The 26,667-nt window shown below is 61.2% G+C and carries 24 protein-coding genes; 15 read left to right on the top strand and 9 right to left on the bottom strand.

What is annotated here, in order from left to right; all coding sequences use genetic code 11:
• Positions 1–11 precede the first annotated feature (11 nt).
• The 6 genes from prfA to OKC44_RS13105 all read left to right on the top strand — a co-directional run bounded on the left by prfA (position 12) and on the right by OKC44_RS13105 (position 5,810).
• The gene (gene prfA, locus OKC44_RS13130) at positions 12–1,100 is read left to right on the top strand and encodes a peptide chain release factor 1 (protein WP_011706935.1); all 1,089 of its coding nucleotides are present in this window, start codon (positions 12–14) and stop codon (positions 1,098–1,100) included.
• Complete coding sequence (gene prmC, locus OKC44_RS13125; protein ID WP_270813293.1) at positions 1,100–1,948, top strand: peptide chain release factor N(5)-glutamine methyltransferase; 849 nt, start codon at positions 1,100–1,102, stop codon at positions 1,946–1,948. The genes prfA and prmC overlap by 1 nt, the downstream gene beginning before the upstream one ends.
• A 43-nt stretch (positions 1,949–1,991) precedes the next feature.
• Positions 1,992–2,375 carry a SirB2 family protein gene (locus tag OKC44_RS13120; protein ID WP_270813292.1) on the top strand — a complete coding sequence of 128 codons (384 nt, stop codon included), beginning with the start codon at positions 1,992–1,994 and terminating at the stop codon, positions 2,373–2,375.
• An 11-nt stretch (positions 2,376–2,386) separates the two neighbouring features.
• Positions 2,387–3,187: a SirB1 family protein gene (locus OKC44_RS13115; protein WP_010633228.1), complete on the top strand. Its 801-nt coding sequence runs from the start codon at positions 2,387–2,389 to the stop codon at positions 3,185–3,187.
• 175 nt (positions 3,188–3,362) lie between these two features.
• The gene (kdsA, locus tag OKC44_RS13110) at positions 3,363–4,217 is read left to right on the top strand and encodes a 3-deoxy-8-phosphooctulonate synthase (RefSeq protein WP_106553115.1); all 855 of its coding nucleotides are present in this window, start codon (positions 3,363–3,365) and stop codon (positions 4,215–4,217) included.
• 306 nt (positions 4,218–4,523) lie between these two features.
• Complete coding sequence (locus tag OKC44_RS13105; RefSeq protein WP_270813289.1) at positions 4,524–5,810, top strand: dicarboxylate/amino acid:cation symporter; 1,287 nt, start codon at positions 4,524–4,526, stop codon at positions 5,808–5,810.
• A gap of 114 nt (positions 5,811–5,924) precedes the next feature.
• Here OKC44_RS13105 and grcA read toward each other — a convergent pair whose 3' ends face one another.
• Positions 5,925–6,305, bottom strand: coding sequence for an autonomous glycyl radical cofactor GrcA (gene grcA, locus OKC44_RS13100; RefSeq protein WP_011706929.1), 381 nt, complete (start codon positions 6,303–6,305; stop codon positions 5,925–5,927).
• An 844-nt stretch (positions 6,306–7,149) separates the two neighbouring features.
• Between grcA and ung the strand changes: the two genes are divergently transcribed.
• A complete protein-coding gene (gene ung, locus OKC44_RS13095; RefSeq protein WP_016351600.1) occupies positions 7,150–7,818 on the top strand; it encodes a uracil-DNA glycosylase in 669 nt (222 codons plus the stop codon).
• 158 nt (positions 7,819–7,976) lie between these two features.
• A complete protein-coding gene (locus tag OKC44_RS13090; RefSeq protein WP_011706927.1) occupies positions 7,977–8,525 on the top strand; it encodes a hemerythrin domain-containing protein in 549 nt (182 codons plus the stop codon).
• A gap of 51 nt (positions 8,526–8,576) precedes the next feature.
• Here OKC44_RS13090 and OKC44_RS13085 read toward each other — a convergent pair whose 3' ends face one another.
• Positions 8,577–8,759, bottom strand: coding sequence for a DUF3545 family protein (locus OKC44_RS13085; protein ID WP_016351599.1), 183 nt, complete (start codon positions 8,757–8,759; stop codon positions 8,577–8,579).
• A 160-nt stretch (positions 8,760–8,919) separates the two neighbouring features.
• Entirely contained in the window at positions 8,920–9,870 is a 951-nt protein-coding gene (tal, locus tag OKC44_RS13080) for a transaldolase (protein ID WP_016351598.1), read from the bottom strand.
• Between the two features lie 743 nt (positions 9,871–10,613).
• Between tal and OKC44_RS13075 the strand changes: the two genes are divergently transcribed.
• Positions 10,614–12,056 (top strand): alanine/glycine:cation symporter family protein, encoded by a 1,443-nt coding sequence (locus tag OKC44_RS13075; RefSeq protein ID WP_270813288.1) that lies wholly within the window; start codon positions 10,614–10,616, stop codon positions 12,054–12,056.
• A gap of 241 nt (positions 12,057–12,297) precedes the next feature.
• Here OKC44_RS13075 and OKC44_RS13070 read toward each other — a convergent pair whose 3' ends face one another.
• Genes OKC44_RS13070 through OKC44_RS13060 form a run of 3 tightly spaced genes read right to left on the bottom strand, consistent with a single transcriptional unit; the run spans position 12,298 to position 16,164 of the window.
• Positions 12,298–14,271: a transglutaminase TgpA family protein gene (locus tag OKC44_RS13070; protein ID WP_270813286.1), complete on the bottom strand. Its 1,974-nt coding sequence runs from the start codon at positions 14,269–14,271 to the stop codon at positions 12,298–12,300.
• Positions 14,258–15,244 carry a DUF58 domain-containing protein gene (locus OKC44_RS13065; RefSeq protein ID WP_270813282.1) on the bottom strand — a complete coding sequence of 329 codons (987 nt, stop codon included), beginning with the start codon at positions 15,242–15,244 and terminating at the stop codon, positions 14,258–14,260. Before OKC44_RS13065 ends, OKC44_RS13070 begins: the two co-directional genes overlap by 14 nt.
• Positions 15,244–16,164: an AAA family ATPase gene (locus tag OKC44_RS13060; protein WP_270813281.1), complete on the bottom strand. Its 921-nt coding sequence runs from the start codon at positions 16,162–16,164 to the stop codon at positions 15,244–15,246. The genes OKC44_RS13065 and OKC44_RS13060 overlap by 1 nt, the downstream gene beginning before the upstream one ends.
• Before the next feature lie 190 nt (positions 16,165–16,354).
• Between OKC44_RS13060 and ampC the strand changes: the two genes are divergently transcribed.
• The 5 genes from ampC (at position 16,355) to dtpB (ending at position 22,736) form a co-directional block, all read left to right on the top strand.
• A complete protein-coding gene (gene ampC / locus OKC44_RS13055; RefSeq protein ID WP_270813279.1) occupies positions 16,355–17,503 on the top strand; it encodes an FOX/MOX family class C beta-lactamase in 1,149 nt (382 codons plus the stop codon).
• 720 nt (positions 17,504–18,223) lie between these two features.
• Entirely contained in the window at positions 18,224–18,547 is a 324-nt protein-coding gene (locus tag OKC44_RS13050) for a Bor/Iss family lipoprotein (RefSeq protein WP_044800525.1), read from the top strand.
• Between the two features lie 30 nt (positions 18,548–18,577).
• Positions 18,578–19,531, top strand: coding sequence for a hypothetical protein (locus OKC44_RS13045; protein ID WP_270813276.1), 954 nt, complete (start codon positions 18,578–18,580; stop codon positions 19,529–19,531).
• Positions 19,532–19,707: 176 nt separating this feature from the next.
• Positions 19,708–20,679: an HTH-type transcriptional regulator YidZ gene (yidZ, locus tag OKC44_RS13040; RefSeq protein WP_044800523.1), complete on the top strand. Its 972-nt coding sequence runs from the start codon at positions 19,708–19,710 to the stop codon at positions 20,677–20,679.
• A 551-nt stretch (positions 20,680–21,230) separates the two neighbouring features.
• On the top strand, positions 21,231–22,736 hold the full coding sequence (gene dtpB / locus OKC44_RS13035; RefSeq protein WP_268029410.1) for a dipeptide/tripeptide permease DtpB: 1,506 nt from the start codon (positions 21,231–21,233) through the stop codon (positions 22,734–22,736).
• 46 nt (positions 22,737–22,782) lie between these two features.
• On the opposite strand, the gene ruvX is transcribed toward dtpB, so the two are convergent.
• Both ruvX and OKC44_RS13025 read right to left on the bottom strand, forming a co-directional pair.
• The gene (gene ruvX / locus OKC44_RS13030; RefSeq protein ID WP_016351592.1) at positions 22,783–23,205 is read right to left on the bottom strand and encodes a Holliday junction resolvase RuvX; all 423 of its coding nucleotides are present in this window, start codon (positions 23,203–23,205) and stop codon (positions 22,783–22,785) included.
• A 46-nt stretch (positions 23,206–23,251) separates the two neighbouring features.
• A complete protein-coding gene (locus OKC44_RS13025) occupies positions 23,252–23,806 on the bottom strand; it encodes a YqgE/AlgH family protein (protein WP_016351591.1) in 555 nt (184 codons plus the stop codon).
• Between the two features lie 118 nt (positions 23,807–23,924).
• Between OKC44_RS13025 and OKC44_RS13020 the strand changes: the two genes are divergently transcribed.
• The gene (locus OKC44_RS13020; protein WP_270813272.1) at positions 23,925–25,550 is read left to right on the top strand and encodes a methyl-accepting chemotaxis protein; all 1,626 of its coding nucleotides are present in this window, start codon (positions 23,925–23,927) and stop codon (positions 25,548–25,550) included.
• 100 nt (positions 25,551–25,650) lie between these two features.
• On the opposite strand, the gene gshB is transcribed toward OKC44_RS13020, so the two are convergent.
• Complete coding sequence (gene gshB / locus OKC44_RS13015; protein ID WP_016351589.1) at positions 25,651–26,604, bottom strand: glutathione synthase; 954 nt, start codon at positions 26,602–26,604, stop codon at positions 25,651–25,653.
• Positions 26,605–26,667: the final 63 nt, after the last annotated feature.

The following is a 26,667-nucleotide window of genomic DNA, read 5'->3' as shown; positions in this document are numbered from 1 at the left end:
ACACAAGATTTATGAACCCGTCACTGATCAGAAAGCTGGAAGGCCTCATCGAGCGCCACGAAGAAGTACAGGCCATGCTCGGCGAGCCGGACGTGGCCGCGGATCAGGATCGCTATCGCGCCCTGACCCGGGAATATGCCCAGCTGGAAGATATCGTTCACGCTTTCCAGCAATTCCGCCAGGCCGAAGAGAACCTGGACGCCACCCGCCAGATGCTGGAAGAGGATGATGCCGACCTGCGCGAGATGGCGCAGGAGGAGCTGCCGCTGGCCAAGGCGACCTTCGAGGAGCAGGAGCAGGCGCTGCAGGTGATGCTGCTGCCGCGCGACCCCAAGGATGACAACAACTGCTACTTGGAGATCCGCGCCGGTGCCGGCGGTGACGAGGCGGCGATCTTTGCGGGCGATCTGTTTCGCATGTATTCGCGCTACGCCGAGCGCCAGGGCTGGCGGGTTTCCATCGTCAGCTGCAACGACGGCGAGCACGGCGGCTACAAGGAGGTGATCGCCAAGGTGGAGGGCGAGCACGTCTACGGTCGCCTCAAGTTTGAATCCGGTGGTCACCGGGTGCAGCGGGTGCCGGAAACCGAATCCCAGGGGCGGGTGCACACCTCCGCCTGTACCGTCGCCGTGCTGCCGGAAGTGCCGGAAGCCGAGCAGATCGAGATCAACCCCTCGGAGCTGAAGATCGACACCTTCCGCGCCTCCGGGGCCGGTGGTCAGCACGTCAACAAGACCGACTCCGCCATCCGCATCACCCACCTGCCCACCGGCCTGGTGGTGGAGTGCCAGGATGAGCGCTCTCAGCACAAGAACCGCGCCAAGGCGATGTCGGTGCTTTCCGCCCGTCTGCAGGCGGCCGAGGATGAGCGCCACCGCGCCGCCGAGCAGAGCACCCGCCGCAACCTGGTGGGATCGGGGGATCGCTCCGAGCGCATCCGCACCTACAACTACCCGCAGGGGCGCCTCTCCGAGCACCGCATCAACCTCACCCTCTATCGCCTCGGCGAGATCATGGAAGGGGATCTGGACTGCGTCATCAGCCCGATGATCCAGGAGTACCAGGCCGATCAGCTCGCCTCCCTGGCCGAGAGCAACTGATGCAGATCCAGCAGGCTCGCGCCCACATCATGGCGACCCTGGCAGGGGGGGAATCCCCCCGCGCCGATGCCGATGCGCTGCTCTGCCATCTGCTGGAGTGCCGGCGCAGCTACCTGATGACCTGGCCGGAGCGCGAGCTCGATGCCGCCCAGCAGGCGACCCTGCAGGGCTGGCTCGAACGCCGTCTCAATGGCGAACCCATCGCCCACCTGATTGGCGAGCGGGAGTTCTGGTCGCTGCCGCTCAAGGTGAGCCCGGCCACCCTGATCCCGCGCCCCGATACCGAGGTGCTGGTCGAGCAGGCGCTGGCGCGGCTGCCAGCAGGCCCCAGCGCCGTGCTGGATCTGGGCACCGGCACTGGCGCCATTGCACTGGCGCTCAAGTCGGAGCGACCGGATGCCGATGTATGGGCGGTGGACAGGATGCCGGCAGCGGCAGCCCTGGCCCGTGCCAACAGCGCCGCCCTCGGTCTGCCCATCGAGGTGCGCGACGGTAGCTGGTTTGAGCCGCTGGTCGACTCCTCGTCAAGCAAGGCGCCGCGCTTTGCGATGATCGTCTCCAACCCGCCCTACATCGACGGGGCGGATCCCCATCTCGATGAGGGGGACGTGCGCTTCGAGCCCCGCTCCGCCCTGGTGGCGGACGAGCAGGGGCTGGCGGATATCCGGCTGATCGTGGCGGGCGCGCCGGCCCATCTGCTGCCGGGTGGCTGGCTGTTGCTGGAGCATGGCTGGCAACAGGGAGAGGCGGTGCGTCAACTCCTGCTGCAACAGGGCTACCTTCAGGTGGAAACCGTGCGCGATTACGGCGATAACGAGCGGGTGACCCTGGGGCGGCTGGCTCAGTGATGATGACGGGCAGGCCGGGCCTGCCTTTGTTCAAGGACACGTTATGTATTTTGCTATCAAACATCTGCACCTGCTGCTGATAGGCTTGGCCGTGCTGATGTTCATGTTGCGCTTCTATTGGCTGCAGACCGGCTCGAGCCGCGCCACCAGCACCCGTACCCTCAGGTTGAGCGGCTGGCTCAACGGTCTGGTGGTACTCTCCGGCGTGCTGCTGTGCATGGTGCTGGATCTCAACCCGCTCAACAACGCCACCCCCTGGCTCAGCGAAAAGCTGACCGCCATCCTGGTGGTGGCCTTTCTGGCCATGATGGCACTGCGCCTGGCCCGCAGTAACGGCATCCGCTGGTTTGCGTTTCTGGGAGCCCTCGGCTGGGTCTTCTTCATCGCCAAGCTGGCCGTCTACAAGCAGGCCAGCCTGTTCGGTTAAGGATGATGACGATGATACGCGTAGACGAATGGACCGATTTCGAAGCCCATGACATCGCCGAGCTGGCGCTGTCGGTGAGTGACGAGATCCATGGCATCAGCGGCCGCGGGACGGCGGAGCTGGCACGGCTCGACGCCTGGCTGGACGAGGCCATCGAGGAGGGGGATTGCGACCAGGTGCGCCGCCAGCTGCTGCAGGGCTTCTACCAGACCTTAGGGTTTCATGGCGACTGGCAGGACTACTTCTCGGTGGCCAACTGCGATCTGGCCCAGGTCTTGGCCCGCAAGCAGGGCATCCCGGTCAGCCTTGGTATCCTCATCATTCAGCTGGGGCGCAAGCTCGGGCTGGATGTGGAGGGGATCTGCTTCCCCGGCCACTTCCTGGTGAGCTTCGCCGGCAGCGAGGGGGAGGTTTATGTAGACCCCTTCACCGGCGACGAGCTGAGCCTGCACCACATCGAGCTGCTGCTGCGCGGGGCCCTCGGCAATCTGGCCACCCTCAGCTCGGATCACCTGCAGCCTGCCGGCCAGTGGGAGATCATCGAGCGGCTGCTCAACGTCAGCAAGGGCGCCCTGCTGCGGGAAGACCGGATGACCGAGGCGCTGCGCTGCAGCGAACTGCTGCTGCGGATGAAGCCCGGCGACCCGCTGGAGACGCGGGATCGCGGCTTCATCTACGAGCAGCTCGACTGCCCGCGTTTTGCCGCCGACGATTTTGAATACTTTATTGAACAGTGCCCGGACGATCCGGTGGCCGACGTGCTCAAGGCCCAGCTGGCTGCGCTGGATCTGAGCCCCAAGCCCCTCCATTGAGGGGCGGGTAACGGCCCCGCTGCATGGCGAGGCCCTGGCCGAATGAAGAGTCCCATGCCGTTGCATGCAAGGCCTGGGAGATGCAACAGACGAGTATCGAGGCCGCGCTGCCCTGGGCAGCGCGGCCGGATGTGGATTCAAGCCCTGCAAGCCCTTTTACCTAAGGAAGCCTGAGATGGAACAGAAGAATATCAAGGTCAATGGCATCGACGTCGCCAACGACAAACCGTTCGTGTTGTTCGGCGGTATGAACGTGCTGGAATCGCGCGACATGGCGATGGCGGTGTGCGAGAAGTACGTGGAAGTGACCTCCAAGCTGGGTATCCCGTTCGTGTTCAAGGCGAGCTGGGACAAGGCCAACCGCTCCTCCATCCACTCCTACCGCGGTCCGGGTCTGGAAGAGGGGATGAAGATCTTCCAGGAGCTGAAAGCGACCTTCGGCATGCCGGTCATCTCCGATCTGCACGAGCCCCATCAGGCCAAGCCGGTGGCCGAGGTGGTCGATGTCATCCAGCTGCCCGCCTTCCTGGCGCGCCAGACCGATCTGGTGGAGGCCATGGCCCGCACCGGCAACGTCATCAACATCAAGAAGCCGCAGTTCCTGAGCCCAAGCCAGATGAAGAACATCACCGACAAGTTCGAGGAGTGCGGCAACGACCGTCTGATCCTGTGTGAACGCGGTGCCAACTTCGGGTATGACAACCTGGTGGTGGACATGCTGGGGCTGGGGGTGATGAAGAAGAGCACCGGCGGCTACCCGGTCATCTTCGACGTGACCCACTCCCTGCAGTGCCGCGATCCCATGGGCGCTGCCTCCGGCGGTCGCCGCGAGCAGGTGACCGAGCTGGCCCGTGCCGGCATGGCGGTCGGTCTGGCCGGTCTGTTCATTGAGTCCCACCCGGACCCCAAGATTGCCCGTTGCGACGGTCCGAGCGCGCTGCCGCTGGAGAAGCTGGAAGGCTTCCTCAAGCAGATGAAGGCCATCGACGATCTCATCAAGGGTTTCGAGCCGCTCGATACTTCCAACTAAGTCCGGCTTTGCTTGCCCAATAAAAATGCCCCGCACTGCGGGGCATTTTTGTTTGCGGTCTGTTTTTATTTCTCTGGCCAGCATAAATCAATCACAGAGTAAATACAGCCAGGTTTCCGTGGTGTTAATGTTGTTAAATCTGTTGTGTGATTGATGTCTATTAATTGCTTTTTTTAACATGGGAAAGTAGCCCCTGTTGTGATGAGGGAACGGCACGAACTGGGCGAAATAACACTATTTCGTCACGGATTGCTGCATGCGTATTTCTGCCATGACACATCTCATTAAATTGACAGGACGTTAAGAATGCAGAAAAGAATAGTCAGCAGCCTGTACTTTCAGGTGTTGTTAGCGATCACCCTCGGGGTCATTCTGGGACATATATATCCCGACCTCGGTGCGGACATGAAACCGCTGGGGGATGGTTTCGTTAAATTAATCAAAATGATCATCGCCCCGGTTATATTCTGCACGGTGGTGACCGGTATTGCCGGCATGGAGAGCATGAAAGCGGTGGGTAAAACCGGCGCCATCGCGCTGCTCTATTTTGAAGTGGTCAGCACCATTGCCCTCATCATCGGGCTGTGCGTGGTCAACCTGCTGCAACCGGGGGCGGGCATGAACGTAGACCCCGCCACGCTGGACGCCAGCGCCAGCGCCATCTCCGCCTACGCCGAGCAGGCCAAGGCACAGGGCATCATCCCCTTCCTGCTGGACGTGATCCCGGGCAGCGTGATCGGCGCCTTCGCCAGCGGCAACATTCTGCAGGTGCTGTTATTTGCGGTGTTGTTCGGCTTCTCCCTGCACCATATCGGCGAGAAGGGCAAAGTGATATTCAATGTCATCGACAGCTTCTCCCAGGTTATTTTCGGGATCATCAACATGATCATGCGGCTGGCACCGGTTGGGGCATTTGGCGCAATGGCCTTTACCATCGGAAAATATGGTATCGGCTCGCTGGTTCAGCTCGGACAATTAATTGCCTGCTTCTACATGACCTGCCTGCTGTTTATTTTCCTGGTGCTGGGAAGTATTGCCAGAGCGAATGGCTTCAGCATCCTGCGCTTTATTTCCTATATCCGGGAAGAGCTGCTGATCGTGCTGGGAACTTCCTCTTCTGAATCCGTATTGCCGCGCATGCTGGTGAAGATGGAGGCGCTCGGCTGCAAGAAGTCGGTGGTGGGGCTGGTGATCCCGACCGGTTACTCCTTCAACCTGGACGGCACCTCCATCTATCTGACCATGGCGGCCATCTTCATCGCCCAGGCCACCAACACCCCGCTCGATCTGTTCCAGCAGATCACCTTGCTGGTGGTGCTGCTTATCTCCTCGAAGGGCGCAGCCGGGGTGACCGGCAGTGGCTTCATCGTGCTGGCGGCCACCATCTCGGCGGTGGGCCACCTGCCGTTGGCCGGGCTGGCGTTGATCCTCGGCATCGATCGCTTCATGTCGGAGGCCCGCGCCCTGACCAACCTCATCGGCAACGGGGTGGCAACCCTGGTGGTGGCCCGTTACTGCGATCAGCTCGATGAGCAGCAGATGCACGAGGCGCTGAGCAACCCGCCACAAGCCGTCAAGCTGGATCAGCATTGAGCTGCCGATGCCCGCCTGTCGAGCAAGGGCCGCCAACGCGAGTAGGTGAATTCAAGCCATAAAAAAACGGCCCGTTTGGGCCGTTTTTCATGATACCGGTTGGTGCAGAGCGATTTACAGGCTCTGGGTGAAGGTACGGGTCACCACGTCGCGCTGCTGTTCCGGGGTCAGTGCGTTGAAGCGCACGGCGTAGCCGGAGACACGGATGGTCAGCTGCGGGTACTTTTCCGGGTTGGCGATGGCGTCTTCCAGGGTCTCGCGACGCAGGACGTTGACGTTCAGGTGCTGGCCACCTTCGACAGCCGGCTCGGCTTGTACCGGCAGTTCACGGTATTCGAACTGGCCCAGGTCAGAGACGCTGACTTCCTGATCGGCGGCGAAGGTGTCGCCTTTGGCGCAGATGCAACGAGCCTGTTGCTTCTCTTCGTCCAGCAGCCAGAACGAGTTCAGCAGAGCGGCGTTGGCAGACTGGGTGATTTGGATGCCCTTGATCATGGTATGACTCCTCATAGGAAAGCGGATTCAACTGTAAGGAAATTACCCTGATGTATTTAAACCACCGGGATGATTTAAAGGGCCCTTGCCTTACACCTTTACTTTGTTGGGTCATATATACCACGATGGTAATATTACGAAAATTGATCTAAATCAAAAAATGGGCTGTTTGCGCGAGCTGGAAGGGATTAAATTATTGAGATTAATCAAAAAGAGGTCATTTTTCTGATTATGTAAGATATCTGAATTATGCATCTTCTATTAATTAAATCTAGTAATTTAACTACATGTTTTAAGGTTTGTGTCATGGATGAGCCGACCTCATCTTCTCTGTGGGGGCATCGGGGCCAAGCCTGCGGTGAAGGTGGCGGGGCCAGGTTTGCCCTCCCTGGTGCTCACACATCTATATAAGGTTGCCTTGGCATAAGGCTGTCTTAGCCGAGCCGCCGATTGCCACGGTCAAGGTGACCCCGCTGCCCACAGTGGCAGGGAGAGCTGGGTGAGCGGGAGCTTGTCATACCGTTGCCATGCAGCTGCCATTCGGGGGAGAGGGGACTCGGAAGAGGGGGCCAAGGTTGCGTCCCGGAGGCTGGCCCCCTATCCTGAGCGCCTTGCCGCATTAATAGGGGCATGGTGACGCCAGCACTGGGCCCAGCACCATGTTCTGCCGCATTCAGCGAGGATGGCGGCGTGCTGGCTCGCATGGCCCGGCATGGGCCAGGCCGCATGCCGCAAAACCCGCCGTATTCATCGAGGATGGTGGCGCGCCGACCCGCATCAGGCGGTGTGATCCTGCACGGGGTAACAGGGCGTCCATCCGGACAGATTCAATGAGGAGATTGGGGTGCAGACCTGGACTGATGTGATTGGCTCCGAGAAGGAGCAGGACTATTTCAAGGCGACCTTGGCGACCGTCAGGAGTGAGCGGGAGGCGGGCAAGGTGATCTATCCGCCGGCGACCGACGTGTTCAATGCCTTCAAGCTGACCGAGCTGGATCAGGTCAAGGTGGTGATCCTGGGTCAGGATCCCTATCACGGCCCCAATCAGGCACACGGCCTCTGCTTCTCGGTATTGCCCGGCGTGCGCACGCCGCCCTCGCTGGTCAACATCTACAAGGAGATGCAGCGGGATCTGCCGGGTTTTGTCACACCCAGTCACGGCTTTCTGGAGTCCTGGGCCAGACAGGGGGTGCTGCTGCTCAATACCGTGCTGACAGTCCAGGCGGGTCAGGCCCACTCCCATGCCCATCTGGGCTGGGAGACCTTCACCGACCGGGTCATCGAGCAGATCAATGCCAGCTGTCAGGGAGTGGTCTTCCTGCTGTGGGGGGCCCATGCCCAGAAAAAGGGTCGCTTCATCGACAGGCAGCGGCATCACGTGCTGAGCGCGCCGCATCCCAGCCCGCTCTCTGCTCATCGCGGTTTCATCGGCTGCGGCCACTTCTCCGAAACCAACCGGCTGCTGAGTCAGCAGGGGATGAGCCCCATCAACTGGCACTCGGTCTGCGAGTGAGGGGCTTGGCGGCTGGCGAGTGGGGGGATGAACAGGGGGGCAGCATTGTGCGTTACCCGCTGTTTTGTCTGCAGATGACTTGATTGAGTGCAAAGTTGGCGCGATAAATGACCGTATACTCGAAACAGGATCGTCTCATTTCAGCGCAAGGAGTGCCCATGCTAGCCAGTCTGCACAAGGACCATCTCAACATCGCCAGGTTGCTGGATCTGCTCAAACACAAGCTCGCCGCCATTCGCGACGAACAGCGGGTCAGCTATTTCCTGATCCGCGATGTGGTGGATTACCTGAGGGAGGTGTCGGACAAGTATCACCATCCGAAGGAAGACATCATTTATGACTACTACCTCAAGTACCGGGTAGTGGAGGGGGACGTCGCCAACCGGCTGCAGGCTGAGCATGCCAAGTTGCTGGAGGCCGGCGCCGAACTCAAGGAGATGGTGGAGATGATCCTGATGGATGCGGTGATCCCGCTCGATCAGTTTACCGCCAAGCTGGAGCAGTTCGTGGCGCTGCAGGAGGCGCACATGAACTACGAGGAGGGGGTTATCTTCCCCCATCTGCGCGACTCGCTGACCGAGGATGACTGGCGTCACCTCGAACAGATCTGGCAGAACCGCGCCATCGGGGATCCGCTGTTCGGGCCCGAGATCAGCCAGCACTTTCAGGCACTGGCCAAGCGCCTGTCGCTGCCGCTCTCTTCCTGAGGGGTGACACTCTCTTAAAAAACAAGGCCCCGGTTAACCGGGGCCTTGTTTTTACAGTTCGATCTCGTCTGAGAGACCTTCGTAGGCGATGTCGATGGATTGCAGCTCCTTCTGCAGGCGGTGCTTGTCTTTCAACGCCTCAATCTCACGCCATTTACGTTTCTTTCCCGTTGTCCCGCGGCTACGTGAACCGAGCTCAACTACATCGTCATATTCGAAGTTGAACATTTCCATGGCTCCCTCCTTGGTTATTCTCGTTTTCACCATCCGTATAACATAACGGCATTGAAAATAAAACGTTTTCGTGACGAACACATGACAAGGGTCCGGCGCCCATAAAAAAACCGGGTTCCCTTGCGGGAACCCGGTTTTCATCGGCTCATGACGGCTCTCATCAGAGGCGGCTGGCCAGCATGGTTTCCAGCTTTCCCTGGTCGATGGCAAACATGCGGATGCCTTCGCCCAGCTTCTCGTGGGCCATGGCGTCCTGGTTCAGTTCCCAGCGGAATTCGGCTTCGGTCATCGGAGCCGGTTTGGCTTTGCGCTCGCCGGTGTAGTTCAGCTTGCGTACCACGGCGCCTTCGGTTTTGCTCAGCTCTTCCAGCAGGGCCGGGCCAATGGTCAGACGGTCGCAGCCGGCCAGTTCCAGGATCTCGCCAGTGTTGCGGAAGCTGGCGCCCATGACCACGGTCGGGTAGTCGTGCTGCTTGTAGTAGTCGTAGATGGAGGTGACGGAAACCACGCCCGGATCTTCGCTGGCGGTGTAGTCACGGTTGTGTTTGGCCTTGTACCAGTCGAGGATGCGACCGACGAACGGGGAGATCAGGAAGGCGCCGGCTTCGGCACAGGCACGGGCCTGGGCGAAGGAGAACAGCAGGGTCAGGTTGCACTGGATGCCCTCTTTCTCCAGCACCTCGGCGGCACGGATGCCTTCCCAGGTGGAGGCCAGCTTGATCAGGATACGATCGTTGCTGATACCGGCTTCGTTGTAGAGACGGATCAGTTTGCGGGCCTTGGCGATGCTGGCCTGGGTATCAAAGGAGAGACGGGCATCCACTTCGGTGGAGATGCGGCCCGGGACGATTTTCAGCACTTCCAGGCCGATGTTGACCGCCAGCTTGTCGCCCGCGTCGATGATTTGCTGTGCCTTGTCCTGGCTCTGGGCTTTGGCCCAGTTGATGGCGTCTTCGATCAGCGCCGCGTATTCGGGGATCTCGGATGCCTTCAACACCAGAGAGGGGTTGGTGGTGGCATCGATGGGCTGGTAGCGCTTGATGGCTTCGATATCACCGGTGTCGGCGACAACTGTGGTCAGGGCTTTCAGCTGGGTTAATTTATCGGCCATGGCAAATATCATCTCTTTATGAGGGCGCACTCTCCTTCGGAGGGTGCTGGCTCGGGGGTGGCGGGCATGAGACGACAGTTCTGAAATAAAATTACAAAATCCCGGCGACTCAGGCTCAGAAAAGCGCGATGGGTGTGCCCCATCGTCATTGCCTGCCTAATTAATACGGATGTGGCTCATCCTGCAATAGGGGGGGCTGTATGCTTATCAGCCACTCCCTGGCCGCGGTGGGAAAGAGTGGCTAAAAGTATTTGATAAAAAACGACTTTTATCCTTTTTGCCGGAGTGAATTTAGCGGCCGCCAAAAACAACTTTTTTGGTTGATTATCGGTTTTGTGGCATCGATCACACAAATTGTCCGATCAGCCTCTTGAAATTATATTACGTGTAAAACGTTTGGCGAAACAAAGGGGTTTTGGCTGCCCGGATGGGTAAACGCTTGCGTAATGGTTTGCCCCCTTCTCTGCTTGCTCTACCTCTATGTAGATAATTGCCAAAAAGTGCTCTTTTGGGTCTAATTTGTCGGCTGATTGATTGTATTCTCAGTTTTGTTGAAATTTTGCGAGTTAAATGAAGCTTTAATGCACTGGATCGCTCGTTTTTTGTTTCCGCAGTGATCCCGATCACTATTCTGAACTCCCTCGCTATGCTAGATTCCGCCCCTTTAGTGAACCGCAAATTCAGAAACAGACAGCAAGGGGTCAGCGCAGACTGACCATGGATGTGATAACAACGAGAGAAATATGGACACCTTGATCGCAATGATTAACGACCTGATGTGGGGAGCCGTGCTCATCTACCTGCTCATCGGCGTCGGCATCTTCTTCACCTTCCGCCTGGGTTTTATCCAGATCCGCCACTTCGGCCACATGTTCTCCGTCTTGCGCAACAGCCGCAAATCAGACAACGCCGGCATCTCCTCCTTCCAGGCCCTCTGTACCAGCCTTGCCGCCCGCGTGGGTACCGGCAATCTGGCCGGGGTGGCGGTGGCCATCTATCTGGGTGGCCCGGGTGCCATCTTCTGGATGTGGCTGATCGCTTTCATCGGCATGGCGACCGCCTTCGTCGAGAGCACCCTGGCCCAGCTCTACAAGGTCAAGGATGAGGACGGCAACTACCGTGGCGGCCCCGCCTACTACATGGAGAAGGGGCTCGGCATGCGCTGGATGGGGGTGTTGTTCTCGCTCTGCCTGATCCTGGCGTTCGGTCTGGTGTTCAACGCGGTACAAGCCAACTCCATCAGCCTGGCGATGAATGTGGCCTTCGGCATTCCTGACTGGGTCAGCGGTCTGGCACTGGTGGTGCTCTCCGGTCTCATCATCTTCGGCGGCATTCGCGGCATCGCCCGTTTTGCCGAGCTGGTCGTGCCCTTCATGGCGCTGGCCTACATCCTGATGGCGCTGTTCGTGGTGGCCATGAACATCAGCGAGCTGCCGGGGGTATTCAGCCTCATCATCAAGTCCGCCTTCGGTCTTGAGCAGGCCGGCTCCGGGGCGCTGGGCTACGCCATCTCCCAGGCGATGATCAACGGCATCAAGCGCGGTCTCTTCTCCAACGAAGCCGGTATGGGCTCCGCTCCCAACGCCGCCGCGACCGCGACGCCCTATCCGCCGCACCCGGCCTCTCAGGGTTACGTGCAGATGTTGGGGGTGTTCCTCGACACCATCGTCATCTGTACCTGTACCGCCGCCATCATCCTGATGTCCGGCCAGTTTGAACCGGGATCCGGTATCACCGGGGTGGAGCTGACCCAGCGGGCGCTCTCTTCCCAGATCGGTGGCGGTGGCAACATCTTCATCGCGGCGGCCATCTTCTTCTTCGCCTTCACCTCCATCGTGGCGAACTACTCCTACGCCGAGACCAACCTGGTGTTCCTCGAGCACAACCACAAGGGCGGTCTGATGCTGTTCCGGATGTTCGTGCTGGGCATGGTGATGTTCGGCTCGGTGGGCGAGCTGCCGACCGTGTGGGCCATGGCGGACGTCTCCATGGGGCTGATGGCCATCGTCAACCTGGTGGCGATTCTGCTGCTCTCCGGGGTGGCCATCAAGCTGGCACGGGACTACAACGACCAGCTCAAGCTGGGCAAGGTACCCACCTTCGACGCCAACAAGTACCCCGAGATCCGCAGCCAGCTGGAAGAGGGGATCTGGGACAATCCGGCGCAAAACAACAAGCAGGCATAAGCCTCGCAGTCGCCGTTGTCTGACAACAAGGGGAGCCAGTGGCTCCCCTTTTGTTTGGGTGTTGTTTCACCGCCGTCAGCTGTGGGCATCCCAGTGCAGGCAGATCTGGTGCAACCGTCACAGCACCTCGTGCAAGGTGTGTTGACGCTGCACTGCCGTCAGTGGCGGGCATCCCAGCGCCGGCAGATCTGGCGCAGTCGTCGCCGTAGCTGGCGCAAGGTGCGGTGACGCTGCGCTGCCGTCAGTGGTGGGTATCCCAGAGCCGGCAGATTTGGCGTAGTCGTCGCCGTAGCTGGCACAAGGTGCGGTGACGCTGCGCCGTCGACAAGGGGGCATAGCGCCAGCGCCGGTAGAGCCAGGCCCCCTGTTGCAGCGGCCGTGCGAGAGAGGGTCTGAGGTCGGCGAGGCGCTCGCACCAGCTGGCCAGACTCTCCCCCGCCAAGGGCTGCCAACCATGGCGGGCGGCGCGCTGGCGCAGGGGTTGCCATAGCCGCAGGGGCAGCGGAGCCGGGCCGCACCAGATCAGCAGGCCACCTACCAGGCTGGCCACCCCCAGCAGGGCGGCCAAGATCAGCCAGTGGGTATGGCCGGCCAGCACCGGCCAGCGTTGTCCCAGCTGCTGCCACAGGCTGGCGGCATCATAGTTGAGCACCCAGCGGGTCCATTGGTAGTCGAGATTGGCCCCCCACCAGCGCAACTGGTTGAGCAGAGCCCAGTTGCGATAGCGCTGCAAGGAGAGGGGGTCAGCGGCGGCGAACTCGCCACCCAGGGCCGCCGGCATGCCCCCCTCGATGCGCTGGGGGGCTACTGCGGCGGTGGGATCGAGCCGCTGCCAGCGGTTTTGCTCATCCAGATACTCCACCCAGGCGTGGGCATCAAACTGATGCACCTCCAGGTAGTTGCCCCTCGGATTCCACTCGCCGCCGAGGTAGCCGGTCACCAGCCGAGCCGGGATGCCGGCCGCCCGCAGCACGAAGGCGGTGGCCGTGGCGTAGTGACCGCAAAAGCCGCGCCGGCTCTCGAACAGAAAATCATCCACCCCGTCTTGCCCCAGCCGCGGCGGCTGCAGGGTGTAGTAGAAGTCGCCTTGGCGAAACTCGCCCAGCAGGGCGGCGGCCAGCGCCTCTGGCGCCGGATGGCGGGCCTTGAGGGCCAGGGCGTGGGCCCGGGCCTTGGGGTTGCCACCTGCGGGCAACTGCAGGTTGAGGTGACGGGCAGCGTCATCGGCAGGTGGCGCCATGGCGGCCGTGTTGACCCGGTAGCTGACGCGGCCATCCCCCCGATCCTGGCGATAGAGGGTGGCGAGGGGGCTCAAGATGACCGGGCCGCTCAACACCTCGGGGTCGGCCAGGGCCAGGGTCCAGCGCAGGCGCTGGGGCTCGGCGATCACCTGATAACTGCCGGCGGGTAGCGGCGTCGCCGGGCTGGTCGCCGGCGGCATCTGCACGGACTGGGATTGTTGCCAGCGGCGCACCTGGTCGCTGAGCAACCAGCGCCGGCCATCGAACAGCTCCTGGCGCATCAGCGGGAAGTAGCGCTCCTTCGGCGGGGGCGGGGCGGCGGCGAAGGTGATGCGAAAGGCCAGCTCGGAGGAGTTGACCAGCTCGCTGATGTCGCCGGGGGCCACCTCTTCCGAGAGGCCGGAGAGGGCGCGGCTGCTGCTCGGCATCTGCCACAGTGGTGCGAGCCTTGGCAGCAGCAGAAACAGGGTGAGCAGCAGGGGGATGGCCAGCAGCAGGATGAGCCCGGCCCGGCGCCACAGCCGTTGGCCGAGGGGTTGTACCGCCGCCAGCAAGGTGGTGACCGCCAGCCAGAGCGCCCCCGTCATCGCCAGGGCCCACCCCATGCTTTGCCGCTGCACCAGCGCCAGCGCGACGAGAAAGAAGGCGAGCAGCAGCACCTGCTCCACATCCCGCTCTCGCCGGACCTCGATGAGCTTGAGGCCGTAGCCGAGCCAGAGCAGGTTGATGAGGGCCGGCAGGGTGCCGAGCTGGCGCCACTGCCAGCCAAGCAGCGCGACACCCAGCATGGCCAGCAGTGCCAGCGCGGCAGCGGGCGGCGGGCGCCAGCCCCGCCACAGCATCATGGCCCGCACGCCCAGGGTGAGCAGTGAGACGACCACCACCCAGAGTTGCAGCTGGGGCCAGAGTGCCGGGATCAGCAGCAGTTGCAGCAGGGCGAGCAGCGGCAGCAGGCGCCGGTTATCGAGCAGCATCGAGGTCGACCTCCTGCGGCGACGCCACGGCATCGACGCGGGCCAGCGCCAGCCGGCAGCGCTGCAAAAAGGCGGCGCCGCTGTCCGGCCCGAGCGTCCGGCCCGCCAGCGTCAGGCTGAAGGGAATGCCCCGTTTGGCGTAGTCGTCACACCACCAGGCGAGCACCGCCAGCCGCTGCTCCAGATCCCGGCCGCCGACCCGCTGCAGGTTGAGGTGGGTATCATCCTGTTCCGGCTCGCAGAACTGCTTCACCAGCAGGCCGCGTCCCTGGGCGAGCTGCTTCCAGGCGACCCGGCTCAGCGGCTCCCCGCTCTGGTGGGCCCGCAGCATGTCGAAATCCCCCATCGAGGCCGGGGTGGGTTGCCCCCGGCTGCCCGTCGTATCGGCCGTTGCCTCCCCGCGCAGGGGGCCATACTCGGGGGGCGGGGCGAGCCAGCCTTCCAGCTGCAGATCCAGCAGCGTCCAGCAGCGAAACAGGCCGAGGGGGTAGCGGCTCTCCACCCGCAGCCTCTCCAGCGGCAGGCGTCCGCGCCGGGGGCCCAGCACCGGCAGGAGCAGGGGTTGTGGCACCACATCCACCTGCGCCAGCCAGAGCCGCCCTTCATTGAGGGAGAATTGCAGTGCCTGCAGCGGCCGTTCGCTGCGCACCGTGATGGGCATGGGCAGGGGGCTGCCCGCCTCTCCCAGCACGGCGGGCCCCCCCAGCAGAGACAGCCCCAGCAGGTTGCGGTGGGTGAGCCACATGGTGACCATGAACAGGCTGCCGAGGCCGTAGGCCACCAGCAACACCAGGTTGTTCTGGTAGTTGGTGCCGAGCAGATAGATGGCCAGCATCACCAGCAGATACCAGAGGCCGAGCCGGGTGGGCAGGATGAACAGGTAGCGCCCCTGCAGGGTGATCTGGCGGGTCGACGGGATGCGCCGGGCCAGCCAGCCCTGTTGCCACCTGGCCCTGCGCTGGCGCCAGTTCATCAGGGGCGATCCGGATCGACCCGGGCCAGCAGGCGCTGGCTCAGCGGGCAGGCTTCACCGCGCTGCACCCCGAAGCTGCCCCTGAGCCTGTGTTCGGCCACATAGGGGAAGACCGCCTGCACATCCTCCACGCTGACGAAGCGGCGGCCCGCCACCAGCGCCCAGGCCCGGCTCACCGCCAGCAGGGTCTGGGCGGCGCGGGGCGAGAGCGGTTGCGGCAGTTCGGCGTCGAAGCGGCTCTGCTGCACCAGTGCCAGCAGGTAGTCGAGGCTGGCATCGGAGAGGTGGATCTGCGCCGCCTCGGCCTGCAGGGCGGCCAGCTCGACGGCGCTCAGCTGCCGCTCGAGGGGCGCGCTCTGGCTGGCCCCGCGCAGCAGTCGACGCTCCGCTTCCGGGGTGGGAAAACCGAGGGAGAGGCGCACCGCGAAGCGATCGAGCTGGGATTCCGGCAGGGGGTAGGTGCCCGCCTGATCCGCCGGGTTCTGGGTGGCGATGACGAAGAAAGGGGAGGGCAGCGGGTGGCTCTCTCCCTCTATGCTCACCTTGCCCTCGGCCATGGCCTCCAGCAGGGCGCTCTGCACCTTTGGGCTGGCGCGGTTGATCTCGTCCGCCAACAGCACCTGGGCGAAGACGGGGCCCGGATGAAAGCGAAACTGCTGCTGGTGGGGATCAAAGATCTGCAGCCCCAGCAGGTCGGCCGGCAACAGATCGGCGGTGAACTGCACCCGCCGGCAGTCTAGCCCCAGCACCTGCGCCAGGGCATGGGCCAGGGTGGTCTTGCCCATGCCGGGCAGATCCTCGATCAGCAGGTGGCCGCGGGCCAGCAGGGTCACCAGCGCTATCTTGAGCTGCAACGGCTTGCCGAGGATCACCTGCTCCAGTGCCGTCAGCAGCCGGGTTATCTGTGGTTGTGTCTGCACGTGCGCCTCCCTGTGTGATGCTGCCCCTACAGCTTATACGCCCGTTGCCGAGCAAGGGGGACAAGTCATGGATAACCCATTGAATCTGGATGATTTGGTGGGCGACTTCACACAGACTTCACCCCGGTTCATGCGCGGCACACGTTGGCCGGTTAGGCTGGCAGCTCCTGAACATACTGAGATTCTTGCCATGAAACAGACCAGAGCCCTGCCACTGCTGGCCCTCGGCACCCTGCTGCTTGCCCCGCTCGCCCTGGCGGCCCCCGTCGATCCGCTGAAGGCGGTGGTGGATGACGCCATCCGCCCCGTGCTCAAGCAGCACAGGATCCCGGGCATGGCGGTCGCCGTGCTGAAGGGGGGGCAGGCCCACTATTTCAACTACGGGCTGGCCGATGTGGCGACCGGGACCAAGGTCAATGAGCAGACCCTGTTCGAGATTGGCTCGGTCAGCAAGACCTATACCGCCACCCTTGGCGCCTACGCCGTGGTCAAGGGGGGCTTCAGGCTCGATGACAAGGTGAGCCGGCACGCGCCCTGGCTCAAGGGCTCCGCCTTCGATGGTGTCACCATGGCGGAACTCGCCACCTACAGCGCCGGGGGATTGCCGCTGCAATTCCCCGACGAGGTTGATTCGAGCGATACCATGCGGGCCTATTACCGGCACTGGACGCCGGCCTATCAGCCGGGCAGCCATCGTCAGTACTCCAATCCCAGTATCGGCCTGTTCGGCCATCTGGCGGCGAGCAGCCTGCAGCAGCCGTTTGCCAAGTTGATGGAGCAGACCCTGCTGCCAGCTCTCGGGTTGGAGCACACCTATCTGCAGGTGCCCGAGGCCGCCATGGCTCGCTACGCCTTCGGCTACTCGAAGGAGGACAAACCCATCAGGGTCAGCCCTGGCATGCTGGCGGACGAGGCCTACGGCATCAAGACCGGCTCGGCGGATCTGCTCGCCTTCGTGAAGGCCAACATCAGCGGGGTGGATGACAAGGCGTTGCAACAGGCGATTGCCCTGACTCACACCGGTTTTTACCGGGTAGGGGAGATGACCCAGGGGCTGGGTTGGGAGAGCTACGTCTACCCGGTCAGCGAGCAGACGCTGCTGGCGGGCAACTCACCGGCGGTGAGCCTCAAGGCCAATCCGGTCACGCAGTTCGAGACGCCAGCCGCGCCCGGGGCGATGCGCCTTTACAACAAGACCGGTTCGACCGGTGGCTTTGGTGCCTACGTGGCCTTCGTACCCGCCAAAGGGATCGGCATCGTCATGCTGGCCAATCGCAACTACCCCATCGAGGCCAGAGTCAGCGCGGCCCATGCCATTTTGAGCCAGCTGGCGCTCTGAGCCGGGGCTGCGAAGGGCAACCGGCCCGATTGGCACAAGAGACGGATACTGAACAACGCCGGGCGGGTCCCGGCGTTGTTGCTTTATGGCCGCATCCTGTCGGGGCGCCTTGAACCTGTTTTCCGGTTTGCCCGCCCTCCTTGAAGCGCATTTCCATCACGAGATGAGCCCGATTTTATTGTTGCGCCATTCGGTGCGATATTTGTTGCGCAACAATATGGCGCGTCAACATATTCACGCAGTCTGATAAATGACATACAAGAATATGTTCCAAATGAAGCAATGTGACGATTCGCCTATTCAATGAATATAAAGATGCCACCTTGCAGCCAGTGATCTGGTGGTGGCTGGCGTAGCAGTATTTATCACACAAACGCGCAACATCATGTCTGAAATGGAATGTTTTGACTTCTCTTTTTGTTATAGACGCCGACAGGGCACAACGACATACTTGTCGCCATCATAAAAATATATTTTGCCGCGTGTGGATATATACCGGCATACAGGCTGAACCGCTATTCTATTACATCTCTCTTTTAATAATGGTCATATGCCGGCAGCATGCTGATGGCCAGTGTCGTCTGTATCTGAAAAACAGCTATTTGATAATTAACTCGATTGTATTGTGCGATGCTATTGCATCTCTTGGTGCACCTGTCACCGGGTATCTATCTGTAAAGTTTGGTATCTCCTCCTGACCTCACATGAAAGGTTGTATGAATGTTTGTTGGCAAATATTCCGTTGTCCTGTTTCTGGCGATCCTGAGTGGCGGCTGTGCCAAGCAGGTCATTGATGTGAATGCTTCGCAGCGGTTCGAGCTTGGCGCTGCCAGGCCGGTCAATTCCACCGAGATAACCAGCCACTTTTTCTTTTCCGATATCGATCTTGGCTTGAATGAAAAAGTGGATGCGGCTGCCATCTGTCATGGTGTCGAAAATATCATCAGCATTGAGACAAACGTTAGCTTTCTGGATTCCATGCTCAGTGGCATTACCTACGGTTTTTATACTCCACGATCGGCCAGGATCTATTGCGCCGCGTGATGACGATATAACAAGAAAGGAGAAAGGCTTGTGAAGAAGATCAACGGTCTGCTGCTGGCCGGCATCTGTGCCGGTTCGCTTTATGGATGTGGCGGGAGTGACGATAAAGGGGCTGATCCAGCAGGTTCGGCCCCGCCGGGCAAATCATTCGAGGTGGAACATGTGACTGTGCCCAATGCCGTGCTCTATCAGGCGAATTACATGAGCGCCGATGGTAAGGCCGGTCCGAGTGGTTATGCCCTGCAGTATGAAAAACGAGATGGCGGGACTTACCCGCGCTGGAGTGCTTGGGCCAATAACGGCGTAGTAGCCAGTTGGTGGTGGTTGAACGACGGGGATGAGACAACGACCAGCAAGCCGGCCACCGCTCGGCTTCATCGTACGAGTTACCTGGAGAAAGACGGCGGCATTGCTGCAGCCCAGGCTATCCGGCAGGCCGATGTCGTTTACGAGCGTACCGTGCATGCGCAACCACAGATCGTCACTGAACATCCGGTGGTCGGGGTGGCCAGCAATATCGAACTCAATCTCGCCGCAACCGGGACCGATAGCTATCCCACCTGGTCGGGCAAGGTCGCGCTGACCGAGCTCAAGACCCGGGGGGTCAATACGGGCAGCTGGCATGCAAACAACGGATATGGCACCGAGTTGCTGGGTAATGTGGAGAGCACGCGCAATGGCGACAAGGTGACCATCACGATGGAACTGCTGGCCGCCGGATGCACGCTGACGGGGGAGGGGATCTCATCCGGCCATACCCGCTTCGATCGTCTGCAGTTTACCGGTTTTGAGCGGTGCCGATTTGATTCTGCCAAGGGAGCGGACTGGACGGCGGTGGATTATCACCATAACGCCGCGCTGGCCAAGGCTAAAGAGAGTGCCCTCGGCTATGTGGCCACTTTCAAAAGTGACCATGGCTCCCGGCTGCTGGTGGTGGGCTTTCCCGAGCTGGATGGCCTGGTATGGCTGGTCAATCCGCGCTGACTGGGCGTAAAACCGACGATTGTTGAGGGTTGGAGGTGGGCGCTATCGCATCGCGATGATCAGCCATGTACCCTGTGAAGGGAGCCTCCGACATATTTGGTGCGCCGCAAGCTGCGGCGCGGCGCACGCAGCCCGGATGAGCGGTGCAGTGACAGGAGGCCTTGAGGAGGGGAAGCATGCGAACACTGAGTGAGCTCGACTTGAATCTGCTGGTGGTGTTCAAATACCTGATGGCGGAGCGCAGCGTGGCGGGCACGGCCAAACAGCTCAGTGTGACGCCTTCCACGGTGAGCAAGGCGCTCGCCAAGCTGCGGGAGTGGTTTGCCGACCCGCTGTTCGTGCGCGGGCGCAAGGGGCTGCAGCCCACCAATCTGGCGTTGACCCTGGAAGAAGAGCTGACGGTCTGGTTCCAGCTCACGGAGCGGATCGCCGCCCTCAACAGCGAAGCGATCCCCGATGGTGCCCGCTTCAATCTGGTGATGCAGTCCCCCTTCTACAACAGTCTGCTGAGCGATCTGCCCATGACCATTCATGGGACCTACCCCAACTCCGTGGTCAAGATGCTGGGCTGGAATCGCAACTCGCTGGATGACATCGTCAACGGCGATGCGGATCTCGGCGTCTGCGTGCGGGAGAGCTACAGCCGCTCCCAGCTCAAACTTCGCAATCTGCCTTATTACATCGATCATGAGGTGCTGTTCTGCGACAGGCCCGTGGTCTTCCTGCGCAAGGATCACCCGCTGCTGCAGCAGGAGTGGTCACTGGAGCACTTTCTGGATTGCCCTCACAGCAGCGTGGTGCTGGAGGTACTGGAGACCTGGGGGCTGGATCTGCTGCTGGAAGACGAGGGGCTGGCACGCCGAGTGCCGGTGATGGTCTCCAGCTTCGAGCAATCCCTGCACATTGCCTCCCAGGCCGACAATGACCTGATCGCCGTGGCTCCCTCCTATTGCGCCGGTTATGCGGCCAAATATCACCCCAATCTGATGACCATGCCGCTCCCTCTGCCAGAGGCGCTCTATCAGCAACTGGAGTTGACCTTCATCCTGCTCTGGCACAAGCGCCACAACCAGGATGCCAAGGTGATGTGGCTGCTCAACGAGATCCGGCGGCTCTACCACCGGGAATCGAGCCCCCTGGCGCCCTGAACCTGGCGGCGTATCGGGCGCCGCACAGTTTTCCCCCAGGCACCATAGCCAGGCTCACACTCCCATACAGTGAGCCATCTGAAGACACCTCATACACACAACGGCAGCGAATGCACGTCTCGAGTGAACCTCTTTTCACGAGAAAAACTTATCCGCCAGAATTAGAAAATGTCACATAAAGCATAGTTACAAGTGTGATCTGTGGTTAATTTGCGTAAATTACGGTGGATTATCATCAATAGTGACGATAGCTCGGCTTTTTAATTTTAGGCGAAAATGCCGAGCCATTTTGATGAAAGCGTGTCGCGACAGGACAGAAAGGCCCGTTCGATGCCCGGTTGTGTGTCTGCCCGCTGACGATCAGGCAAGCAGCCATGACGGCGCCGATGACCTGGCCGGAGAGATGGACTGTGTTGCAGCAGGTTGTCCACCCTGGCGCAACATGCACCTTGTTCACGTCGCTCGATCCACAGCAACAAGTTTATGACCCAGGCCGGGTAGGCTGCGGGCCCTTGATAAATAACAAAATACATACAGACAGGTAGGTTAGCATGCGTCCATCGGCCCCGACCGGGTTGTTGCAACAGCCCAAACCCTTTTTCATGATCTTCTTCGTCGAACTCTGGGAGCGCTTCGGTTATTACGGCGTCCAGGGGATCCTGGCGGTGTTCTTCGTCCAGCAACTGGGATTCTCACAGGAGCAGTCGTTCATCACCTTTGGTGCCTTCTCGGCACTGGTATATGGCCTCATCTCGGTGGGCGGCTATGTGGGCGACCATGTGCTGGGCACCAAGCGCACCATGGTGCTCGGGGCCATCGTGCTGGTCATCGGCTATTTCATGACCGGCATGTCCATCTACAATCCCGACCTCATCTTCTATGCACTGGGCACCATCGCCGTCGGCAATTGCCTGTTCAAGGCCAACCCTGCCAGCCTGCTCGCCAAGTGCTATGAGCGTGGCGATCCCCGGCTGGATGGGGCCTTTACCCTGTTCTACATGTCGATCAACATCGGCTCGCTCATCTCGCTGTCGCTGGCGCCGGTCATCGCCGATCACTACGGCTATACGGTGACCTACAACCTGTGCGGGGTGGGCCTGGTCATCGCGCTGCTGACCTTCTTCGCCTGTCGTCACATGGTCAGGGACATCGGCTCCGAGCCCGACCATCTGCCGCTCGATTACGGCAAGCTGCTGCAGGTCTTGCTGGGGTCGGTGGCGCTGGTCTTTTTCTGCGCCTGGCTGATGCACCACGTGGTGATCGCCAACATGGTGCTGATGACGGTGACCCTGGCCGTGGTGATCTTCTTCTTTCGCGAGGCCTTCAAGCTCGATGCGGTGGCTCGCAACAAGATGTACGTGGCCTTCGTGCTGATGCTGGAAGCCGTGGTGTTCTACGTGCTCTACGCCCAGATGCCGACCTCGCTCAACTTCTTTGCCATCAACAACATGCATCACGAGATGCTGGGGATGAGCGTCAACCCCATCAGCTTCCAGGCGCTCAACCCCTTCTGGGTGGTGGTAGGCAGCCCGGTACTGGCCATGATCTATACCCGGCTGGGCAGCAAGGGGCGGGATCTCACCATGCCCCTCAAGTTCACTCTGGGCATGCTGTTCTGCTCCCTCGGCTTTCTCACCGCGGCGGCGTCCGGCATCTGGTTTGCCGATGCACAGGGGCTCACCTCACCCTGGTTCATGGTGCTCATTTATCTGTTCCAGAGTCTGGGAGAGCTGATGATCAGCGCCCTGGGGCTGGCCATGGTGGCGGCATTGGTGCCGCAGCGGCTGATGGGTTTCATCCTTGGGATGTGGTTCCTGACCCAGGCGATGGCCTCTTTGCTGGGGGGCTATGTGGCGACCTTTACCGCCGTGCCGCAAGGGGTGACCGATCCGCTGCAGACCCTGCCCATCTACACGGACGTGTTTGGCAAGATTGGGCTGGTGACGCTGCTGGTGGCGGTGGTAATGGCGCTGATGGTGCCCTGGCTCAACCGCATGATGCATGCCGGTCAGGGTGAAGAAGGGGAGGATTTGCTCTCGCAACAGGCCAAGGCCTGATGCAGGCATGGGGAGGGGCAGGATTGACCTGCCTCTCCCCCGGCTGTCAACTGTACTGCTCTTCCATCCAGGCTTCCAGGATCAGCTGGGCGGAGACCCCGTCCACGCTGCCTTTCTCCAGCGCCCGATAACCTCCCCGCTCGAACAGACGCGCCCGCGCATCCGTGGTGGTGAGCCGCTCGTCCTTGAACTCCACCTGCTTGCCGAAGCGGCCGTGCAGCCGGTTGCCGAATTTGCGGGCCCGTACCGTGATCTCCTGCTCGGTGCCGTCCATGTTGAGTGGCAGGCCGACAACCAGCAGATCCGGTTGCCACTCCTTGAGCAGCTTGTCGATGTCGTCCCAGTTGGGGATGCCGTCGTTGGCCTTGATGGCGCGCAGGGGCTGGGCCGTGCCGGTAAGCTCCTGACCGATAGCCACCCCTATGCTTTTGGTGCCGTAGTCAAAGCCCATGATACTGCGTGATGACATTGCATTGATTCCTCAAAATGCCTCGCGAAATGCGTGGCAAACGGCATCAGCTGTGGCCGATGTCGCTGGATAGATGGATGGGGTTGACCCCTATGCTGGCGGCGGCCTGCTGCCAGCGCTGATGGATTGGGGTCTTGAACACCAGATCCGGATTGGGCGGTATCACCAGCCAGGCACCGTCGACCAGCTCCTGCTCCAGCTGACCGGCGCTCCAGCCAGCATACCCGAGCGCCACCAGCCAGTGGGCGGGGGCCTCCTCGGTGCCCAGGGTTTCCAATATATCCTTGGAAGTGGTGACCATGAGCTCGTCTCCCACCTGCAGGGTGGAGTTGAAGCCGGGTCGGAAGCTGTGCAGCACGAAACCGCGGTCGGCGTGCACCGGTCCTCCCTGCAGCACCGGCTGCTTGAGCTCGGGGCTGGGGGGCGGCGCCAGTTTGAGCTGGGTCAGCATGGCATCCAGCGACATGTCCACCGGGATGTTGACCACCAGCCCCATGGCGCCCTCTTCGCTGTGTTCGCACAGGTAGACCAGCGAACGCTCGAAATAGGGATCGGAGAGGCTCGGCATGGCGAGCAGGAAGTGATTTTGCAGTGTTTGCATATGGGCCAAATATTGCAAAGGTATTTGGGTCAATTATGGCAGTTCGCCGGGGCGGGCAAAACCGCTTTTTACCGCTTGCGGGCCGGTTCCCCGCCGCAGTCAGGATGGAGATAACACCATGGAAGGTATTTCGATCAGACAGAAGTTGATCCTGGGTTGTGTGGTACCCCTGCTGGCACTGGTGCTGTTGGTGATCGGGGTTGTCCAGGCGATGTCCCAGCTGATGGCTGGCATGAACAGCATGTATCAGGGGGAGGTGGTGCAGCTCAAGGAGCTCAAGCAGATCGCCGATCTCTACGCGGTCAAGGTGATCGATGCGGCCAACAAGGCCAATGTGGGGGGCTTTGACCCCGCCAGATCGCGTACGGACATGAGCGCCGCCCAGCAGGAGATCAAGCGCATCTGGCAGGATTACCGCAGTCAGCCGATGAGCCAGGCGGAGCAGCGGGAAGCCGACCAGATGCAGGGGCTGTTTGCGGCGGCAGACCGGGAGATTGAGGCGGTGATGCAGATCCTGGCGGACATGCAGGGGAGCAATCAGGGTCAGCTGGCCGCTCATATCATGCCGCTCTATCGAGTGATCGACCCGGTCAGCGACGGGATCAGCGCCCTGGTGGAGTATCAGCTGAAGGAGGCCGAGAAGAACATGACCGAGCTCAACGGGCTCAGGGTGCAGCTCAACCGGTTGTTTATCTTGCTGCTGGTGGTTGGCGGCGCCTGCATCCTGTTCTTCGGGGTGTGGGCCGGGCGCAGCGTCAGCCAGCCCCTGGCTGCCATGGGAGGGATCTTGCGCGGCATGCAGACGGATCTCGATCTGAGCAAGTTGGCGCCGGTGCTGCGCAAGGATGAGATGGGCGGGCTGGCCCACTCCCTCAATGACGTGATCTGCCATTTTCGCGAGCTCATCACCCAGATCAACGGCATGGCGGAGCAGCTTGCCAGAGAGTCGGCCCAGCTGGCCCATATCGGCGTCGAGAGCCGCCAGCGCTTCGCTCAGCAACAGGCCGAGACCGATCAGACCGCGACCGCCATGAACCAGATGAGCGCGACCGTAGCGGAAGTGGCCAATAGCTCCAACAACGCTGCCGATGCGGCGCGCCATGCCGACGGGAGTGCCCGCCACGGTCACCAGATAGTGGCGGACGCCATCCAGTGCATGTCCGGGTTGTCGTCCCAGATCCAGAATACGGCGGCCATGATCACCCAGCTGGCCGATGACAGCCGCAATATCAGCAGCGTGATGGATGCCATTCGCGGCATCGCCGAGCAGACCAACCTGCTGGCGCTCAATGCCGCCATCGAGGCGGCGCGGGCCGGTGATCAGGGGCGGGGGTTTGCGGTGGTGGCCGACGAGGTGCGCACCCTGGCCCAGCGTACCCAGCACTCCACCGAGGAGATCGGCAAGACCATCGTCAAGTTGCAGCAGGGGGCCACTCAGGCGGCGTCCAGCATGGAGCTGGGACTGGATCAGGTGGAGCAGTCCAACCGCACCGTGCAGGCCTGCGGTCAGGCGCTTGGCGAGATAGTCAGCTCGGTCAACGTGATCAACGAGATGAATACCCACATCGCCACGGCGGCGGAGGAGCAGAGCAAGGTGGCCGAGGACATCAGCCGCAACGTGGTCAATATCGCCCACATCGCCAGCGAATCGACAGAGGCCGCCTCCCAGTTGAACCAGAGCTGCCACGAGCTGGAACAGCTATCGAGCGAACTCAAGGTAAAGGTGGGGCAGTTCCGCTGCTGATGGGCAGAGGTAGAAAAGAACAAAAGCAGGATAGAAAAGAGGCGGCCCCGGGGCCGCTTCTGTTGTTTATCGCCTGTGGTCGTAGCTGGGCTGGGGCAGCTTAAGCCTTGGCCAGCCGACGCTCGATGGCATCCATCAGCATGCCGGTGATATGCACGTCGAAGGCCGCTTCAATCTCGCGGATGCAGGTCGGACTGGTGACGTTAATCTCGGTCAGCCGATCGCCGATGATGTCGAGACCGACAAAGATGAGCCCCTTCTCTTTCAGCGTCGGACCCACCGCGCGGGCGATGGCCCAGTCCGCTTCGCTCAAGGGGCGCGCCTCGCCACGGCCGCCGGCCGCTAGGTTGCCACGGGTCTCCCCCTGGGCCGGGATCCGGGCTAGGCAGTAAGGCACCGGCTCACCGTCCACCACCAGCACCCGCTTGTCGCCATCCTTGATGGCGGGCAGATAGGTCTGCGCCATGCAGTACTGGCTGCCGTGCTCGGTGAGGGTCTCGATGATGACGCCGACGTTGGCGTCATCCTCCTTCATGCGGAAGATGGAGGCGCCGCCCATGCCGTCCAGCGGCTTGAGGATGACGTCCTTGTGCTTGGCGTGGAAGGCGCGCAGCTTGTCGGCACGACGGGTCACCAGCGTGGTCGGAGTGTGCTCGGCAAACCAGGCGGTGTAGAGCTTCTCGTTGGCGTCGCGCAGGCTCTGCGGCTTGTTGACGATGAGGCAACCCTCATCCTCGGCCCGCTCCAGCATGTAGGTGGCGTAGATGAACTCGGTGTCGAAGGGGGGATCCTTGCGCATCAGGATCACGTCCAGGCTGGAGAGCGGTTGATCCACCACCTCACCCAGGCTGTACCAGTCGGCATAGTCATATTTGACGGTGAGCGGACGCATGGTACCGAAGGCGCGACCGGCCTCCATGTAGAGGTCTTTCATCTCCAGATAGAACAGCTCGTAGCCGCGCTTTTGCGCCTCTTCGAGCATGGCGAAGCTGGAGTCCTTCTTGATGTTGATGGCCGAGATGGGGTCCATCACGATGCCGAGTTTAATGGTCATCCGCTGTTCCTTCTTAATGGCTCGAGGGGGTTGTAGGGTCGATTAGCGCAGCGTAATCGGCCG

It is taken from the genome of Aeromonas sp. S41-2, assembly GCF_027705845.1.
GTDB lineage: Bacteria > Pseudomonadota > Gammaproteobacteria > Enterobacterales > Aeromonadaceae > Aeromonas > Aeromonas hydrophila.
This window is presented reverse-complemented; position numbering and strand designations above follow the sequence as displayed.